This window comes from Coleofasciculus sp. G2-EDA-02 (genome assembly GCF_040226375.1).
Taxonomy (GTDB): Bacteria; Cyanobacteriota; Cyanobacteriia; order Cyanobacteriales; family Coleofasciculaceae; genus Coleofasciculus.
Genome location: NZ_JAVKEW010000133.1, coordinates 18908 through 35679, shown reverse-complemented (window position 1 = coordinate 35679; position 16772 = coordinate 18908). Strand labels below are relative to the sequence as shown.

General features: G+C 46.6%; 15 protein-coding genes. 11 read left to right on the top strand and 4 right to left on the bottom strand.

Annotated elements, in window-relative coordinates:
• Positions 1–32: 32 nt before the first annotated feature.
• The 3 genes from RLO19_RS15260 to RLO19_RS15250 form a co-directional block, all read right to left on the bottom strand.
• Complete coding sequence (locus RLO19_RS15260) at positions 33–251, bottom strand: hypothetical protein (RefSeq protein WP_446357678.1); 219 nt, start codon at positions 249–251, stop codon at positions 33–35.
• Positions 252–711: 460 nt separating this feature from the next.
• On the bottom strand, positions 712–1998 hold the full coding sequence (locus tag RLO19_RS15255) for a WD40 repeat domain-containing protein (RefSeq protein ID WP_446357676.1): 1287 nt from the start codon (positions 1996–1998) through the stop codon (positions 712–714).
• A 213-nt stretch (positions 1999–2211) separates the two neighbouring features.
• Positions 2212–2697 carry a hypothetical protein gene (locus tag RLO19_RS15250; RefSeq protein ID WP_446357674.1) on the bottom strand — a complete coding sequence of 162 codons (486 nt, stop codon included), beginning with the start codon at positions 2695–2697 and terminating at the stop codon, positions 2212–2214.
• A gap of 108 nt (positions 2698–2805) precedes the next feature.
• On the opposite strand from RLO19_RS15250, the gene hetZ reads away from it, so the two are divergent.
• The 10 genes from hetZ (at position 2806) to chlG (ending at position 14707) form a co-directional block, all read left to right on the top strand.
• Positions 2806–3969, top strand: a complete 1164-nt coding sequence (gene hetZ, locus RLO19_RS15245; protein ID WP_446357673.1) for a heterocyst differentiation protein HetZ — start codon at positions 2806–2808, stop codon at positions 3967–3969.
• The gene (locus RLO19_RS15240; RefSeq protein ID WP_446357671.1) at positions 3962–5077 is read left to right on the top strand and encodes a hypothetical protein; all 1116 of its coding nucleotides are present in this window, start codon (positions 3962–3964) and stop codon (positions 5075–5077) included. The genes hetZ and RLO19_RS15240 overlap by 8 nt, the downstream gene beginning before the upstream one ends.
• A gap of 123 nt (positions 5078–5200) precedes the next feature.
• Complete coding sequence (locus RLO19_RS15235) at positions 5201–7522, top strand: transglutaminaseTgpA domain-containing protein (protein ID WP_446357669.1); 2322 nt, start codon at positions 5201–5203, stop codon at positions 7520–7522.
• 88 nt (positions 7523–7610) lie between these two features.
• Entirely contained in the window at positions 7611–7919 is a 309-nt protein-coding gene (locus RLO19_RS15230) for a P-II family nitrogen regulator (protein WP_446357668.1), read from the top strand.
• Positions 7920–8602: 683 nt separating this feature from the next.
• Positions 8603–10060: a PP2C family protein-serine/threonine phosphatase gene (locus RLO19_RS15225; protein WP_446357699.1), complete on the top strand. Its 1458-nt coding sequence runs from the start codon at positions 8603–8605 to the stop codon at positions 10058–10060.
• Positions 10061–10096: 36 nt separating this feature from the next.
• Positions 10097–10324: a hypothetical protein gene (locus RLO19_RS15220; protein ID WP_446357697.1), complete on the top strand. Its 228-nt coding sequence runs from the start codon at positions 10097–10099 to the stop codon at positions 10322–10324.
• A 193-nt stretch (positions 10325–10517) separates the two neighbouring features.
• Positions 10518–11912 (top strand): argininosuccinate lyase, encoded by a 1395-nt coding sequence (gene argH / locus RLO19_RS15215; RefSeq protein WP_446357666.1) that lies wholly within the window; start codon positions 10518–10520, stop codon positions 11910–11912.
• A 178-nt stretch (positions 11913–12090) separates the two neighbouring features.
• Positions 12091–12285, top strand: a complete 195-nt coding sequence (petP, locus tag RLO19_RS15210) for a cytochrome b6f subunit PetP (protein WP_446357664.1) — start codon at positions 12091–12093, stop codon at positions 12283–12285.
• Positions 12286–12318: 33 nt separating this feature from the next.
• Positions 12319–13419 (top strand): Get3/ArsA fold putative tail anchor-mediating ATPase NosAFP, encoded by a 1101-nt coding sequence (locus RLO19_RS15205; RefSeq protein ID WP_446357662.1) that lies wholly within the window; start codon positions 12319–12321, stop codon positions 13417–13419.
• Between the two features lie 307 nt (positions 13420–13726).
• A complete protein-coding gene (chlG, locus tag RLO19_RS15200; RefSeq protein WP_446357661.1) occupies positions 13727–14707 on the top strand; it encodes a chlorophyll synthase ChlG in 981 nt (326 codons plus the stop codon).
• A gap of 187 nt (positions 14708–14894) precedes the next feature.
• Here the strand turns inward: chlG and RLO19_RS15195 are convergent, their stop codons facing one another.
• Positions 14895–15152: a DUF7219 family protein gene (locus RLO19_RS15195; protein ID WP_446357659.1), complete on the bottom strand. Its 258-nt coding sequence runs from the start codon at positions 15150–15152 to the stop codon at positions 14895–14897.
• Positions 15153–15819: 667 nt separating this feature from the next.
• On the opposite strand from RLO19_RS15195, the gene purC reads away from it, so the two are divergent.
• Positions 15820–16578 carry a phosphoribosylaminoimidazolesuccinocarboxamide synthase gene (purC, locus tag RLO19_RS15190; RefSeq protein WP_446357657.1) on the top strand — a complete coding sequence of 253 codons (759 nt, stop codon included), beginning with the start codon at positions 15820–15822 and terminating at the stop codon, positions 16576–16578.
• The last annotated feature ends 194 nt before the right edge of the window (positions 16579–16772 follow it).

The window sequence follows — 16772 nt, the reverse complement described above, 5'->3', positions numbered from 1 at the left end:
TTGACCAGAAAATCAAGGGATATTAATAAGTGTCACAAAATCATTGAAATTTTATCCACGATATGCATACGTCCACGACAGAAAGCATGGAGTAATCTATCAATAGAATTTCGTTCTTCTTCAGTAAGATCATCCTCCAATAAAGCTGCCATGAGTCCATACCGATCTGCCATAGTAATTTTCCCACACATACTAACTTGAGCAAATAAATCGGCGATCGCGCCCGGTAAAAGTCTGACGGGGACTTGCATAGGACAACTCAGAACTCAACATTACCTATTATGAGGAGTATTGTCAAAGACTACCGTGATGATAAGCTGAAGCGTCTGTGATATCGTGCAACTTAAAAGGTGATTCAAGTCTTATTGAGCAGTGATATCAGTCAGCTTGGATGATGATCAGATGAACTTTAGAGTCTTTTCAGAATTATAAGAATTTCTAAATCCAGTTTGGAGAGAATTTTGGATTTTACAGGTTAGCCCAGCACTTAGACTTTTTTCTACCGATAACATTAATTTTAGCCGGGAGTATCCAAGGGAGTGTGATCAAACTTTACTAAACTTATTATTAGGAAGCCAAGGCAGGGTGTGGGGTGTGGAGTGTAGCCCAATTAAATAGCTTCAATCCCTGTAAGGAAAAGGCTTTTAATTTGTTGTCACACCCTGACTTTTCCCTAATAAATGACGAATGACAAATAACCCCAATTTAACGTCAACTCAAAACACGCCAAACCTTGATCGTTTTATCAGAACTGCAACTAGCTATTGTTTTACCATCTCGGCTCAGTGCCACTGAAATAACCGAACTCGAATGACCCCTCAAGGTGTGGATTTCTTTGCCCGTTTTCAGATGCCAAACCTTAATTGTATTGTCAGAACTACCACTAACTAAAATTTGTCCCGCTGGACTAACAGCAACCGACAAGACAGAATCTTCATGACCTGTAATCGTGCGGATTTCTTCACCCGTTTTTAGATTCCACACTCTAATTGTATCATCATATCCCCCACTCACGAGGGTTTTTCCATCGGGATTAATTGCCACCGAAAGAACAGAATTTGTATGTCCGGTCAAGGTACGAATTTCTTTACCTGTTTTCAAATTCCAGACTTTAATCGTATCATCAGAACTGCCACTGACTAAATTCTGTCCATCGGGACTAATCGCCACTGACAATACGGCGTCAGCATGACCAAATAGCGTGCGGATCTCGTATCCAGTGATCAAATCCCACAGCTTAATCGTACCGTCAGAACTAGCGCTGGCTACAGTTTTGCGGTCAGGGCTAATAGCCACCGATAAAACTGAATCCAAATGTTCATCAGCCGTCATTATTGAGTCGCCCGTGTTTAAGTTCCAAATTTTCAGGCTATTATCAGCACTGCCACTGATTAACGTTTCACCATCGAGGCTAATGGCAACAGAAACAACTGAATTAGTATGCCCTGAAATTGTGCGAATCATCTCTCTAGTTTGGAGATTCCACAGTTTAATTATGTTGTCATAACCGCCACTGACTAAAGTTTTGCCATCTGGACTAATGGCAACCGATAACACTGAGTCAGAAAAATCATTAAGCGTGAATTGGTGTTCAATTAATTCATAATTCAAAACAGCAACTTCCAAGGGAGGTAATGGCGTTGACTCTTGGTGACTTTCTGTGTTGAGAGTGGGTAAGGGCTGATCCAGTTGCGGCAGCAGTTGTTGGAGTTGCTCGCGCAAATCCTCCCGTTCCTGTTGTGCCTGCTGAAGCTGCTGTTGAATTTGAGATAACTGTTCTTTGAGAGGAGAAAGCGTTTGCCAAACCCCTTGGGAAAATGACCACTTTGCCCACATCTGTCTCGCCCAATCCAATTGAACTGACTGCTGCTGCAAAAATTCTGAGGGTACAGACTGCACTAAGGTGGGTGGATAGGGGGTCAAATCCCACCCACAGACAGAGCAACAATTCACATTGCTTGGGATATATTGGGTTTGACAAACAGGACATTCAGACATGGTCATCCTCTGTGATATAAATTACAGGCGTTGAAACTGGATAACGACTATAACCGCTTACAATAGAAAAGCCAGGGTTTTCAGAAGAAATAACAGCCGCGTTGGTTGACCAAAACGTCAAGGTTAGGGAAATCTCCAGCACCGAAGCAGCGGGCGAGTCGATCGCTTACCCATCAAGCCCCTAGAATTTTAGCGGCTGTAGGTTAATTTAAATCAAGCAATATCTGGGGGGAGGTTGCTAGGATATGACCGAGGTGCTGAGTAAGTATGCTGGAGCTGGGTTTGAACCAAGCGTTGCAGATCCTCTCGACGCACCTCAGTTCCGGCTGTTAAATTACCAGGTGTATCAAAGAAAACGGTGCTATTTACCGTGTCAAGCGCTAACATCTGGAACAAAATGTGAGTGACTGGCACAGGCATAGCGACGATTTGAGGGTCCCAATTGGATTGAAAATCAGCCGCATCTTTGAGTGTAGGAAAAGCATAGACCACATTTTTTTCGACCTCAGGCTGGGCACGATTACTCAGGGTCGTTACCACCCAACCTTGATCCAGAGTTTGGAGAATATGATAGTCCGAGTGGTGTAACTGACTGGCAAGCATGGTTAGAACAGGGGCAATCGCCTCAACCATTTTCGGCGTCGTCCCATCAGCAGGGGCATTGTCAATCAGAGCTTGAATCTGTTGGGTTAAATCCATCAAGCGATCCTCTTTTCGAGTAAGTCTTACTGCTATGTATGAGTCTAAACCCAGATTAAAACGGTTGTTGCGTGTATGTGTTAGGGTCTTTGTGAAAGAATGAACATCATGAGGGAAGTCTGCCAGGGCGTGGAGGCTATTTTTCAACTGCTATTTAACGAACTCCGGCAGTCTACGACTGCATCGGAGCCCAACTGTCGGGATGTAGCAGCGCGTTTAGCGAATGAAGTCACTCGAATTTGTAATGAAAGCCATCGAATTAAGACGTCTGGAGATGTTGAAAGCTGGGCAAAGACCCTAGCCAACCATCGTCTCAAACAAGTCTTAAACTATTATCGCCTTGGTTCTCACCGGGGACGAATCGAACTCCAGAGTACATTGAGTGCGATCGTCTACCGCTATATTACCCCGTCTCAAACCCCAGCGAGCTATCAAGCCCGCGTTACCCTGATTGAAGATTTCTTACAGGGATTTTATGTAGAATCATTAAATGCCTTTCGGCGTGAGACGTCCATTGAAGATAATTATCGCCCGCGATCGCTACTAGAGTTATCGGAGTACATGGCGTTTACCGAACGGTATGCCAAGCGGCGTATTCCCTTACCCGGACGGCGATCCCAGCAACTGCTAATTTTGCGGGCGCAAACCTTTTCCCAACAGCAACCCCCAGAAACCTCCGTAGACATGGATACCGCCGCCGAAGGGGGTACTCCCGATTCAGAAAATACCTGGAATGATGCGGCGATTCAGCAGGTGCGAGAGGTGATGGTGGCTTCTGAACCTGAACCCTTAGAAGCGAACCTGCGGGATAAGGTGGTTGAGGAATTGTTTGCCTATCTCGAAGAACGACAACAACAAGACTGTGCTGACTACTTCACCCTGCGTCTACAAGACTTGCCGACGAGCGAAATTGAGGAGATATTAGGATTAACCCCCCGTCAGAGGGATTACTTACAACAACGATTTAAGTATCATTTAATTCGGTTTGCCCTTTCTCACCGTTGGGAACTCGTCCACCAATGGCTGGAAGCCGATTTAGAGAAAAATCTGGGGTTGACCCCCCACCAGTGGCAGCTATTTCAGAACAAAATTGATCCCCAACAGAGGGAATTGCTTAACCACAAGCAGCAGGGTCATTCAACCCAAGAAATAGCCCAAGCCCTAGGTTGTACGGTGACTCAGGTTGACAAGCGATGGTTTAAATTGCTCGAAATTGCTTGGGATATTCGCAATCGTTCAGTATCCGGATCAGGTGCATCGGAAGATGAATAGTGACATAAACAATAACTCGGACACCCTATACAGCCGCTTAATGGCTTGGCTGCTACAAGAGTCCGTTCCTGCTGCTACAACATCCGTCAATGGTCAAACCCATGGGTTTGACCCTACCGATGAGCTAGAAGCAGCGGATTTTCAATTTGATGAGTTAGATCCACTGGACTTTGAAGACGTGAACATTGCACCCACTATAACTGGCGAAATCGCTAATGACCACACACGAGTGGGTTCCGAAAACATTCCTACTCGTGAGGACATCGAACCGGGCGGTACAACCCGCCCCTACAACTTGGGAGATATGCCGATCGTGCAAAATCGTTTTGAGGCGCTAATTAAGCGCAAACTGCAAGTTGAAATTGAGCGTCATCCCCCCTTGTTCCCCTGGGAGACGGATCGTTTTGAATATGAACCTGAGATCTCAGACAGTGTAGCCCCAAATTGGGTTCCATCGGTTCAGTTATGGACTCCCCAACTCTTGAACCTACCGCTACCTGTCCCCATCCCCGAAAACGTGTTAGTCACCCTATTTAACGCTTGTTCGGAGTCAGTCTATTCCCCCTATCAATTGGGGCGAAAAATGGTCAAGGCAGTGGAAAATTTATTCCCCGCCCAATTCCAGTTGCTCAATAATCAAGCTCAGATGGTACTGTTGTCTTCGGGATCAGGTCGTGATTCTGAACAACTACAACTGTTGCTCAAGCAACTCCCATCCCCACCCTATGAACAAGCAACCCCAGAGCAACAGATGATTCTGGCATTGTTAGCGGCTAAAGAGATTATTAGCACGTTGACAGTACCCATTTCACCCAACCAGACTCCGGTTGAACGCCAGTGGCAAACCTCTGTCGGCGTTGTCACTGTTCAAGCTGAGTATCAGATGCAAGAAGGTGTTCCCACACTGCGGGTGATCAGCCATCTGCCTGAAAGTGGCAGTTTGACCTTGCGTACACCTGAAGGATCAGCCGTATCTGAGCGTACCTACCCCGGCTATGTGAGTGTTGAAGCCTTTGATTTGCCGCCGAATCAAACCTATCCCCTGGAAATTCGGTTCCAAGACTCAGACGAAAATCCCTTGGTTTTTGCTATCTACCCAACCCTGTAAGGGTTAAGTGCTAGCTGTTAGCCGTGGGAGCTTCTCTCACTCCCGGCTTTGGACTTAGATACAATACGATTGAACCCGTGAATTAAGCTAACAGCCATCTCGCGCACAAGAGAGTGAATTGTTATGTCGAATCCTTCAGGGATGCAGCGAATCCGGCGTCTACCTGGTTTAAATCAGGTGTGGCAGCGTCTTGGCGCAATGCCACTGCCTCAAACCGAAGACTCGATAGGATTACGAGTCCTCGTACAGGGGCTAGTGATTGTGGGAATTGTCGCTACAGATATCGCCGCTGAAACTCAGATGAGCGCCTGGGCTGTACCGCTCTCTATCATTGGAGCAACCTGGAGTTGGTATCGTCGCCGCCATCGCAACATTGCGGTCAAATTCTTTTTGGCGATTGGGATGCTAATCGCTATGGGGGTATTCTTTAATAATTTATTAGCCAGCCTCAATGATACCCGCCTCGTTCTCGCAGAATTATTGATTCAAGTACAAGTCCTCCACAGCTTTGACTTGCCCCGGCGCAAGGATTTAGGCTATTCCATGGTAATCGGGTTGATCTTGTTGGGAGTGGCAGGAACCCTGAGCCAAACCTTAGCGTTTGCCCCGCTACTGTTGATATTTTTAGCCATCGCTTTACCCACACTGATCCTCGATTACCAATCCCGCATCGGTTTATCGCCAAAGCCAAAACGTAAAACCTCAAAGGAGGGGGCTAAACGTTTCTCGCCACTGTCACTGCGACGGTTAAGTATTTTTTTGTTAGTTATTATCGCCTTGGGTTTGGGGATTTTCGCCCTAATGCCTCGGTTTCCCGGTTATCAACTGCAAACCTTTCCCGTCAGTGCGCCGTTGGATTTGGATGAGCAAGATTTTGAGGGGAATAATCGGGGGGTGAACAATCCCGGATATGTGAGTGAAGGTGAGGGGACGGGTGGTGAGGGAACATCTCCCAGTCGGGGGCCTGGTGAAATGGATGAGACATTTTACTATGGTTTTGGTACCCAAATTAACCAGAATCTCCGAGGTACTCTCAAGCCGAAAGTCGTCTTGCGGGTGCGTTCCCAAGCCCCTGGATTTTGGAGGGTGCAGGCGTTTGACCGCTATACGGGTCAAGGATGGGAATTGTCGAGGGAAGATCAGGTGTTGGAAGTGAGTCGTCCCCCTTGGTCCTATCGATTCCAACTCTATCCCACCAGCTTTAATTTGGGTCGTACTAAAACGGTAATTCAAAGTTATACCGCTGTATCGGAACTGCCGAATATTATTCCCGCCCTGAGTTATCCCAAAAGCCTCTATTTTCCCACCAGGGAAGTAGCCATTGATACAGAAGGTAGTTTGCGATCGCCTCTAGCTTTACTTGAAGGATTGACCTACACGGTGATATCCGAAGTACCAGTACGCGATCGCACCCAACTCCAACAAGCCCCGGACACTTACCCAGACAATATCCAAAAATACTATCTTGATGTTCCACCAGAAATCGCGGATAAGGTGCGGCAAAAAACCGAACAACTCTTAGCCACCTCCCCCAAACCCCTCACCTCCTCCTACGAGAAGGCGTTGTATTTGGCTCAAGAGGTTAAACGACGGTATAGAATTCCGGATAACCCCAAGGAACTTCCCTTTTTACAGGAAGACGAAGATTTAGTCGAAGCGTTTCTATTTAAATACGAAGCCGGTTATCCTGACCACTTTTCCACAACTTTAACCATCATGCTGCGTTCTATCGGGATTCCGGCGCGGTTAGTCGTGGGATTTGATACCGGTCAGTTTAATCCCTTCACCGGCTTATATATCGTCAAAAATACCGATGCTTACGCCATGACGGAGGTTTATTTCCCTAACTATGGCTGGTTTGCCTTTGACCCCATTCCCGGACACGAATTAGTCCCCCAAAGCGTAGAAGACACGGAAACCTTTAGCGTTCTGCGTCAGTTTTGGCGTTGGGTAGCAGGTTGGTTACCCACACCCGTAAGCAATTTTATCGGAGAATTGTGGAATCTAATTATTGGTTCGCTGCTGCGGCTAATCGTGGGACTGTGGGCAATGCTGTCCAGTGGTTGGATGGGGTTGTTTGGCGGGTTAATTTTAGCGATCGCGGTGGGGTTCGTGGGTTGGTTAGGTTGGGTGCAGTGGCAAACCTGGCGTTACCGTCGCTGGTTAGGGAAATTACCGCCCATGGAACGGCTTTACCAGCAAATGTTAAAGGTTTTGGGGGCGAAAGGATATATTAAGCACCCCGCGCAGACGCCGTTAGAATATGCTAGAGTCATGCGTCAGCAGCAATCCTCTGACTCAGCAGCCGTGATTGATGAAATTTCTCAGGCTTATGTACGCTGGCGTTATGGTAAACAAACCCCTAATATCGATGATCTGCGACAGCGACTGCGGGAGTGGATTAAAACGACTCGTCGATTGAGGACGAGAGATCTTAGGAGGTGAATTTTTCCGGGAAGTCTCGAATCGGTACAGGAATTGAGTTATCCTTTGCCTGTCATCCTTCCCTAAACAAACATTTTAGGAGTTTCTTATGTCTACTGAAGCCATTTCTGTCAAACCCGCTGTCTTAATTACGATCATTGGTGAATCCGTACTCAAAGAGCGTTTAATCAAACTGCTCAGAAGTAAAGGGGTAACAGGATATACCATCAACGATGTCCTCGGTGAAGGGGGTCATGGCAGGCGCATGGGGGATATTGTTGGGTATAACACCAACATTGAGATGAAAACCGTTGTCTCGTCAGAAGTCTCTGACGAGATCTTCCAAACCTTAGCCGAAATGCAGAACGGTCATGCCTTAATTACCTTCCGTCATGATGTAGAAGTGTTGCAAAATTAAGCCAAAAGAGCTTTCTGTTTATCCACTTGGGCAGTACAAGGAATTAAGCAGTCTCAACTGGAGTCTTCTTAACCTGAAGGGGCGCGTAGCCCCTTTAAAAGTAGGCGGGGTGTGGGTCACAATCCCTCAAGGGTCTAAAAGCCAAAATGGATGCAGTCAACTCATCCCTCATCCCCCCTATGGGAAACTTAGGCGCGTCTAAAGCCTTGATCCATCTTCAATATTATCCTATTCGAGGCAAAGGGGAAATGCACCTTTTATTTTCCAATCGATAGAAAAAATGTGAGATTCCTTAAGAGCTAATAGTGATTTTAGTCCCTTGATGGAAGATTAACAACAACAAAGAGTTTAACTAATCCCCCAGATGGATGTTGGCAGAATACTCAATTGGCGCTATGATTGACACCTAAAATCAGTCAAATACTTATACAATAACCGGAACAGACTTCAGTACAGCGCCAAAGACCAACAGCGTTAAGATAGGATGTCATCGGGATTTTCCCACGCTTTTTATATTGTCCTATTCATGCCGGCAAGAAGGCTGTCCGGACGTTTCCAACTGACTTCTGGAAGCGTGGATGGTTAAAAGTGTTTCAATTGCTACTTTAAGACCATAAGTGTAGAGACAACCTCCGATTGAACCATATCTTTAGTTAAACGTGATGCTCCCCAACCCTGATGTGATGACAGCACGCCCCTTTAAGAGCCAACCCCCTAATTCAGCGAATGGCACTCCCTATATCGCTGCTTCTGACAAAACACCTGTTTCTGCACTCAAAGAACTTGTAGCTCGCCTGCACCGAGAACAACACAAAATCCAAGATTTGTTAAGTTCGCTGGGATTTGCCTTACGCAGCTTCAACAATTTAAATCAATTTTTAGAATTAATTCCCTTGATGGCTGCACGGGTAACCGATACAGAGGGAGGCGCGTTGGTTTTGTTGAAGCCAAATGGTCACATCCGGCTCGAACAAATTCATTGCCAAGATAATCAAGGGTGTCAGACATTGCGTCGAGCACTCGAACGGGCAAGTCAAACAATCACGGCTCAAGGCAATGAAGATGGAAAATTGGCACTGAGTTCAGAACAGTTGGACAGAATTTGGGCATCCTTTGACGAGCAGGTCAATCGTTATTTAAACGCAGATATTCAGTTATTTGGCACACCGATTTTAATTAAAAATGTCGAACGAGGGCGCTTGTACGTCTTTACCGATGACCTACACTATAACTGGACGCCAACCCGACAGAAATTAGTGCGGTTAGTTGCCGATCAAACAGCCGTCGCGATCTCTAATGATGAACTTACTGTAGAACTTCGCAAAAAAGAACGCTTAGATCGAGAGTTAGAAATTGGCGCGGAAATCCAATTACGCCTCCTCCCGCGTCAATGTCCCTCGATTAAAGGGATTGAACTGGCGGCTCGGTGTCAGACGGCAAGTCGAGTCGGGGGTGATTACTATGATTTTATTCCCACTAACTATGATCAGCTTCGTCCGCTAGGTTTTTGTGATAATAAACATATTGACGAAGACAAAGCATCTGTACCCTGGAGCGTTGTGATTGGTGATGTCATGGGTAAAGGTGTGCCAGCCGGCTTAATTATGACGATGACGCGGGGTATGCTACGGGCAGAAGTCCTCAACCGGCACTCCCCTGCCCGTATCCTGGAACATTTGAATCGGGTGATGTATGCTGACCTAGAAAATTCCAATCGATTTGTCACCCTGTTTTATTCGGAGTACGATCCCAAAACCAGAATTTTGTCCTATAGCAATGCTGCCCATAATCCGCCCTTCTTATGGCATGCGTCTAATCATTCTATCCAGCGTCTCGATACAGAAGGGATGCTGATTGGCTTGGAGGCAGATTCTGAGTATGAAGATGCTCAAATCCAGCTCGATGTGGGAGACACGATTATATATTACACTGATGGGTTTACCGATGTTGCCAATCAACATGGCGATCGCTTTGATGAAGAAAATTTGATTGAAGCATTTAAGTGGGCTTGTGAACATCACCAAGGCTCTCAAGTCATTCTAGACTACCTGTTTGAGCGGGTGGGACAGTTTATGGGAGCAAAGAATCATAACGGTGATGATATGACCTTGGTCGTGTTGCAGGTAAAATCTTCCGAGTAACCTATTTAATTTAAGGTGATCATCGCCATGGCTGTTATGGAAGTGCAAGCTCTAGCGTCTGTTGTCAATAGTTTCCATCCGCTTATTGACCTGATCAGTCCATGGCTAACCGATGGACTGGTGTTAGCGCAAGTTGCAGATCCCGATGTTTTGGGTCAAATGCAAGATGCGTTTAATAATTTCATTGAATCGGGTCAAGTCTGGGCATTTTTGATTGGTCTAATCATCGGTTATATTTTTCGGGGGATGAGTTCGTTTGGATGATTGATCATTGGTCATTTGTCCTTGGTGAAGAGGATAAACGATAAAACGATAAAAAATCCAGGATTAGTGCAGCAGGCGCGGAAATAACTTACCCGTTAACAATAGGCGAAAAAGCAACTACCATAAACCTTACAGCCTTCTGCCCTCTTCCCTCTGCCTTCAAAGAGCCTTTTTGTACTAGGGAATCTGTATTGTGACGGAACAAACAACGTGGAGCCAGCGATTTGAATCGGCACTTCATCCGGCGATCGCAGGTTTTAATGCGAGTATTGGATTTGATATCGAACTGATTGAGTATGACCTGACGGGTTCGGTGGCTCATGCTAAAATGCTTGCCCACACCGGAATTATTTCAGCCGATGAAGCGGAGCAACTGGTGCAGGGTTTAGAACAAATTCGTTCAGAATACCGCCAGGGAAAATTTAAGCCCGGTATTGACGCCGAGGACGTTCATTTTGCCGTGGAACGACGCCTCACCGAAATTGTCGGGGATGTGGGGAAAAAGCTGCACACGGCGCGATCGCGCAATGACCAAGTTGGCACAGATACCCGGCTCTATTTGCGGGATAAAATCACCCAAATTCGTACCCAGTTACGAGACATGCAAGGGGTTTTACTCAACTTGGCTCAATCCCATGTCGAAACCCTAATCCCTGGCTACACCCATCTCCAACGCGCCCAGCCGTTGAGTTTAGCCCATCATTTGCTGGCGTATTGGGAAATGTTACAACGGGATTGGCAACGATTGGGGGAAATTTACCCCCGGGTTAATATCTCTCCCTTGGGGTGTGGGGCGCTAGCGGGGACAACGTTTCCTATTGACCGACATTACAGCGCCTCTGTTCTAGAGTTTGGCGATGTCTATCACAACAGTTTAGATGGTGTGAGCGATCGCGACTTTGCTATTGAATTTTTGACGGCGGCGAGTCTGATTATGGTTCACTTGAGCCGATTGTCTGAAGAAATTATTCTTTGGGCATCTCAGGAATTTGGCTTTGTTACCCTCAAAGACAATTGCTCAACGGGATCGAGTATTATGCCCCAAAAGAAAAACCCGGACGTTCCTGAACTGGTACGGGGCAAAACTGGGCGGGTTTTCGGGCATCTCCAAGCTATGTTGGTGCTGATGAAGGGATTGCCTTTGGCATATAACAAGGATTTGCAGGAGGATAAAGAGGCGCTATTTGACAGCGTGAAAACGGTCAAAGGTTGTCTGGAAGCCATGACAATTTTGTTGCGGGAGGGTCTAGAGTTTTGTCCTGAGCGTCTCGCCTCAGCCGTGGCAGAAGATTTCTCTAACGCTACTGATGTGGCTGATTATTTGGCTACCAAAGGGGTTCCGTTCCGAGAAGCCTATAACCTGGTGGGTAAAGTGGTGAGAACCTGTCTAGGGGCAGGTAAACTGCTCAAAGACTTAACTGTGCCAGAGTGGAAAGAAATCCACCCCTCCTTTGAGGAAGATATTTACGACGCGATCGCACCAAATCAGGTAGTTTCTGCCCGTAACAGTTACGGGGGAACGGGATTTGATCAGGTACGACGCGCCTTGGCGGAGGCTCAGGAGCGGATGGTAAATGGGAGCATGTAGAGACGTAGCATGCTACGTCTCTTAGCTGGGGAAGGACACCTTGGTAGGGGCGGGTTTAGTTCAGTTAATGGTTTGAACCGCAGCATTAGTCGTCAAAAGAGCCCCTACATGTTCACAACTTCCCAGATTCCGCTACACTTTGGAATGGTTCATCCTATTAGAATTACTAGAAGCAATAATGGAGATTGGTCAAAAAGTTCAAGTCTGTCGTCTCAGAGACCGGGTGTCTGGCGATATCATTAACAAACTAGGGAAAGTTGGCATCGTCAAAGATTTTAAAGTGACAGATGGCAGCGGCGTCGGTGTGATCGTCAAGTTTGACGACAATACGGCAACCTGGTTTTTTGAAGATGAACTCAAACCCGTCAGTTAGCGGCGACTTCAGTCATCAGCGTCCAACAAAATCATGGCTTTTATTCTCACCTTTTTAGGCAAAGGCGGCACCGGTCGCACCACAATTGCGATCGCGGCGGCTAAAAAATTCGCAAGTCTCGGTCAGCGTGTCCTTTTAATCGGGCAAGATCCTACCCCGGCGTTCGGACTGTTATTGGGAACATTTCCTAGGGCTGATCCGACGGAGGTGGAACCGAATCTGAAAGCAGTTCAGCTTCAGTCTACCCTCCTCCTCGAACGTAGCTGGGAAGAGGTGAAAAAGCTAGAAGCACAGTATTTGCGATCGCCAACGCTGAAAAATGTCTATGGTCAAGAACTGGGCATTTTACCGGGTATGGATAGTGCTTTAGCCTTGAATGAGATTCGTGAATACGATGGCAGTGGTGAGTATGATGTGATTATCTACGATGGCAGCGGCGACCAAGCCACTCTGAGAATGCTGGGCATGCCAGAAATTCTCAGTTGGTATTTTCGCCGCTTTCGCCAAATCTTTACCGAGTCGGATTTGGGTAAAACGATTTCCCCATTTATCCAGCCCGTCACCAGCGCTATTCTCAATGTGACCTGGACACCCGACGATTTTGCCCAAAAACCGACTCAGCAAACTAACCAAATGTTGGAGCAGGGCAAAAACGCTGTGGCTGATCCGAATCGGGTGGCGGCTTATTTAGTGACGACAGGAGATACGGCTGCCCTCGCGACTGCCAAATATTTCTGGGGTAGCGCCCAGCAGGTTAATCTGACGGTGGGGGGGGTTCTGTTGAACCAAATTCCAGCAACGGAAACTTTAGCGACTGAATTTGCCCCGTTAACGGTTAGCGCCTTGCCCCAGTTATCGACAAGCGCTGACTGGCAACCGTTAATTGATGCCCTGCCTGATTTTAAACAAGCGGTGCAAATGCCTAAATCTATTAGCATAGATGTAGCAAATCGTCAAGTCAGTTTGTTTTTACCGGGCTTTGACAAAAAGCAGGTGAAACTCACCCAATATGGCCCGGAGGTGACGATCGAAGCAGGCGATCAGCGGCGTAATATTTGGCTACCTCCCCAACTGAGCGGTCAATCTGTGAAAGGGGCAAAGTTCCAAGATCGACATTTAATTATTTCGTTCTGATTGTCTTATGTCTTATGTCTTATGTCGGGGTGGGTAGGGTGGGTAGTGGTGTGGCACACCTTAATTGGTGGATTAGCATTGTAGGGGCGCACGGCGTGCGCCCGGTTTAAAGGTCAAATCTATTCCACAATTTTAGCTGTGTCACGCCGCCATCGTGCGTTAGCGGAGCGTAACGCACCATTTCAAACGATAATAGTTAAACCTGCCTCTACGTATCGGTTAGGGCGGGTTTTGTACAAATGTTACCATCAATACCAATAAGCAAATCCCTAAACCCGCCCCTACACACTCAAAACTCAATACTAAAATGTCTAACTCTCCCTCAACCGAATCAACAGATCGAAGTGCTAAAACCCGGCAACTCCTAGGGATGAAAGGTGCCGCTCCGGGTGAAAAATCTATCTGGAAAATTCGTCTCCAGTTAATGAAGCCGATTACTTGGATTCCCCTAATCTGGGGGGTTGTGTGTGGCGCAGCGTCGGGCGGTGGATATACTTGGACACCGGAAGATATCCTGAGAGCGGTGACGTGTATGTTACTATCTGGTCCGTTGATGGCGGGGTATACTCAAACCCTGAATGACTTCTATGATCGCGAATTGGATGCGATTAATGAACCCTACCGCCCGATTCCTTCTGGGGCAATTTCGGTGCCCCAAGTTGTGACTCAGATTGTCTTGCTATTGGTTGCGGGTATCGGCGTGGCGTATGGGTTAGATCGATGGGTGGGTCATGAGTTTCCCACTTTAACCTGTTTAACGCTTTTTGGGGCGTTCCTCGCTTATATTTACTCAGCGCCGCCATTGAAGCTGAAAAAGAATGGCTGGCTGGGAAACTATGCCCTGGGTGCCAGTTATATTGCCCTTCCCTGGTGGGCAGGTCATGCTTTATTTGGGGATCTGAATTGGACGATTGTGATTCTCACCCTGATTTATAGTCTGGCAGGTTTAGGAATTGCCGTGGTGAATGACTTTAAGAGTGTGGAAGGCGATCGCCAATTAGGGCTGAAATCGATTCCGGTTATGTTTGGTGTGGGTACGGCGGCTTGGATTTGTGTGCTGATGATTGATATTTTTCAAGCGGGGATTGCCGGGTATTTAATTAGCATTCATCAAAATCTCTATGCGGCAATCCTGTTGCTGTTAATTGTGCCTCAGATTACATTTCAGGATATGTATTTTCTGCGATCGCCCCTGGAAAATGATGTCAAATATCAAGCCAGCGCTCAACCGTTTTTGGTTCTGGGGATGCTGGTTGCAGGGTTAGCGTTAGGTCATGCGGGGATTTAGGGTTCAATTATTGTAGAGACGTTCCGCTGGAACGTCTCTGTTTTAGAAGAATTTAGCGAATTAGTCAGGATTAGATTAAACATTATGTCCAAAATTCCCGTGTTCCCGACTTTAACCCTAAACGGGTGACCCGAGTTCATTAAATGGATACAATTGTTCATTAGTGAAAGCGGGTCGCCCCTACAGGTTATTTCCCCCTATCATCCCGATGGAAAGGATGCTGACCAACTGCCAATTCTTGTTTACTTCGTCTTAACCTATGCCACAAATCTTTAATTTGTTTATATGCTGCTTCAGGTTCAACTTTACCTGCTGTTTCTAAGTTGCAGATGTAGTTTACCTGTTGCGCGAATTGTTGTAAATTGGCATTAAACACCAAATTTTCTGGCTTGATATCGCCGTAATAGCGACTGTGCGGATAGAAAAACTCATCTCGATTGGTCATTTGGCTCTCCTAGAAAAGCTATTGTCGATAAACTACAATCTAGTTCCCCCCTATTTCTCAAAAAACTTCACGGTATTGATCCCATCCTTTCCTTGGCACATGACAGGAATCAGCTTGGTGACATACTGTCTCACCAGAAGCCGTGCTGGGACTAACGCGGCGCAAATTTCCCATAAGCGAAGTGTGATCGTAGATCAACACTCAGGAGTCAACCCCTCATCGGTGGGTCTTGGGTCTAGTCTAGTCCTTTTAGTCAGTACAAAAATGCAAGGACAGCTTCTCAGACGTTTGCCACCCTCATCTGACTCAAATAATTGATGGTACAAATTGTTTAGACTCCCACTACTTACTATTTTAGTGATCTTGAGTGGGTTTTGTCTGCTTTTGGTAACCGAAAATATTTGAACTTATCCGGAACTATCTTAAACCCATCCCTGGCAATTCCTCTGATCATGCTCATCAAAGATTTCAGTGAGATCCTCTTGGGGAGCTTAGATGAAGGTTTAACAGGAAATGCCTGATCCAGCCAGCCTTTAACCGGATGTAATAACTTTTCCTGATCACCCTAAGTACGAGAGAGCCTTCCTGGTTATGTACTATCCTGATTGAACGATCCTCAACTCCATCAAAGATTATAGTTGAGGATTCTATGGAGTAAACCCTGATTATGTCTCAACCGCAAAAACTATACGAAGGCAAAGCCAAAATCCTTTATCCGACTGAAGACCCAGAGATTCTCTTAACCGTCTACAAAGATGATGCTACTGCCTTTAATGCCCAAAAGCGAGGTCAAATTGTGGGCAAAGGCGAAATGAATTGCGCGATCGCGGCGCACTTGTTTGAGTTTCTGGAATCTGAAGGCATTTGTACCCATTTCATCGACTGTCCCACCCCCAACCAGATGCGGGTCAAACGAGTGACAATTTTGCCCGTGGAAGTGGTGGTGAGGAACATTGCAGCCGGGAGTCTGTGTCAACAAACTGGATTACCCCTGGGCAAAGTCCTACCCAAGCCCCTCGTGGAATTTTACTATAAGAAGGACGAATTAGGAGATCCCTTGCTAACGCGCGATCGCTTATTACTCCTAGAACTAGCAACCCCCGACCAAGTCAACCAGCTAGAACAACTGGCACTGCAAGTCAACCAGAGTCTCATTGCCTTTTTCCAGCGCTGCGGTATTACCCTGGTGGACTTTAAGCTAGAATTCGGCATTGATACCAACCAACAGTTGCTCTTAGCCGATGAAATTAGCCCCGATACCTGTCGTTTGTGGAACCAAGGAGAAACCGATCCTCAACAGCGAGTCATGGACAAAGATCGCTTTCGTCGGGATCTAGGACAGGTAGAACAAGCCTATCAGCAAGTTCTAGAGCGAGTGCTAGCCCAAGAAGGCAGCAGGCAGAAGGCACAGAGCAAAAGGCTGTAAGGTTTAGGGTGTCTGCGTTTTTCTGACGCTTGTTAACAGGTGGGTATAGGAAGCTGCGCTGGGCTTGGGAGACTTAATTGCTCAAGAGTAAGCTAGGTGATAAAAATCCTGGTATTTTTTCCTGTATCGGTTCAGTGATGACTGCTTAGGTTTAAAGCTACTCGATCAACTTAACCGAGCTGGTTAAGCAGCCA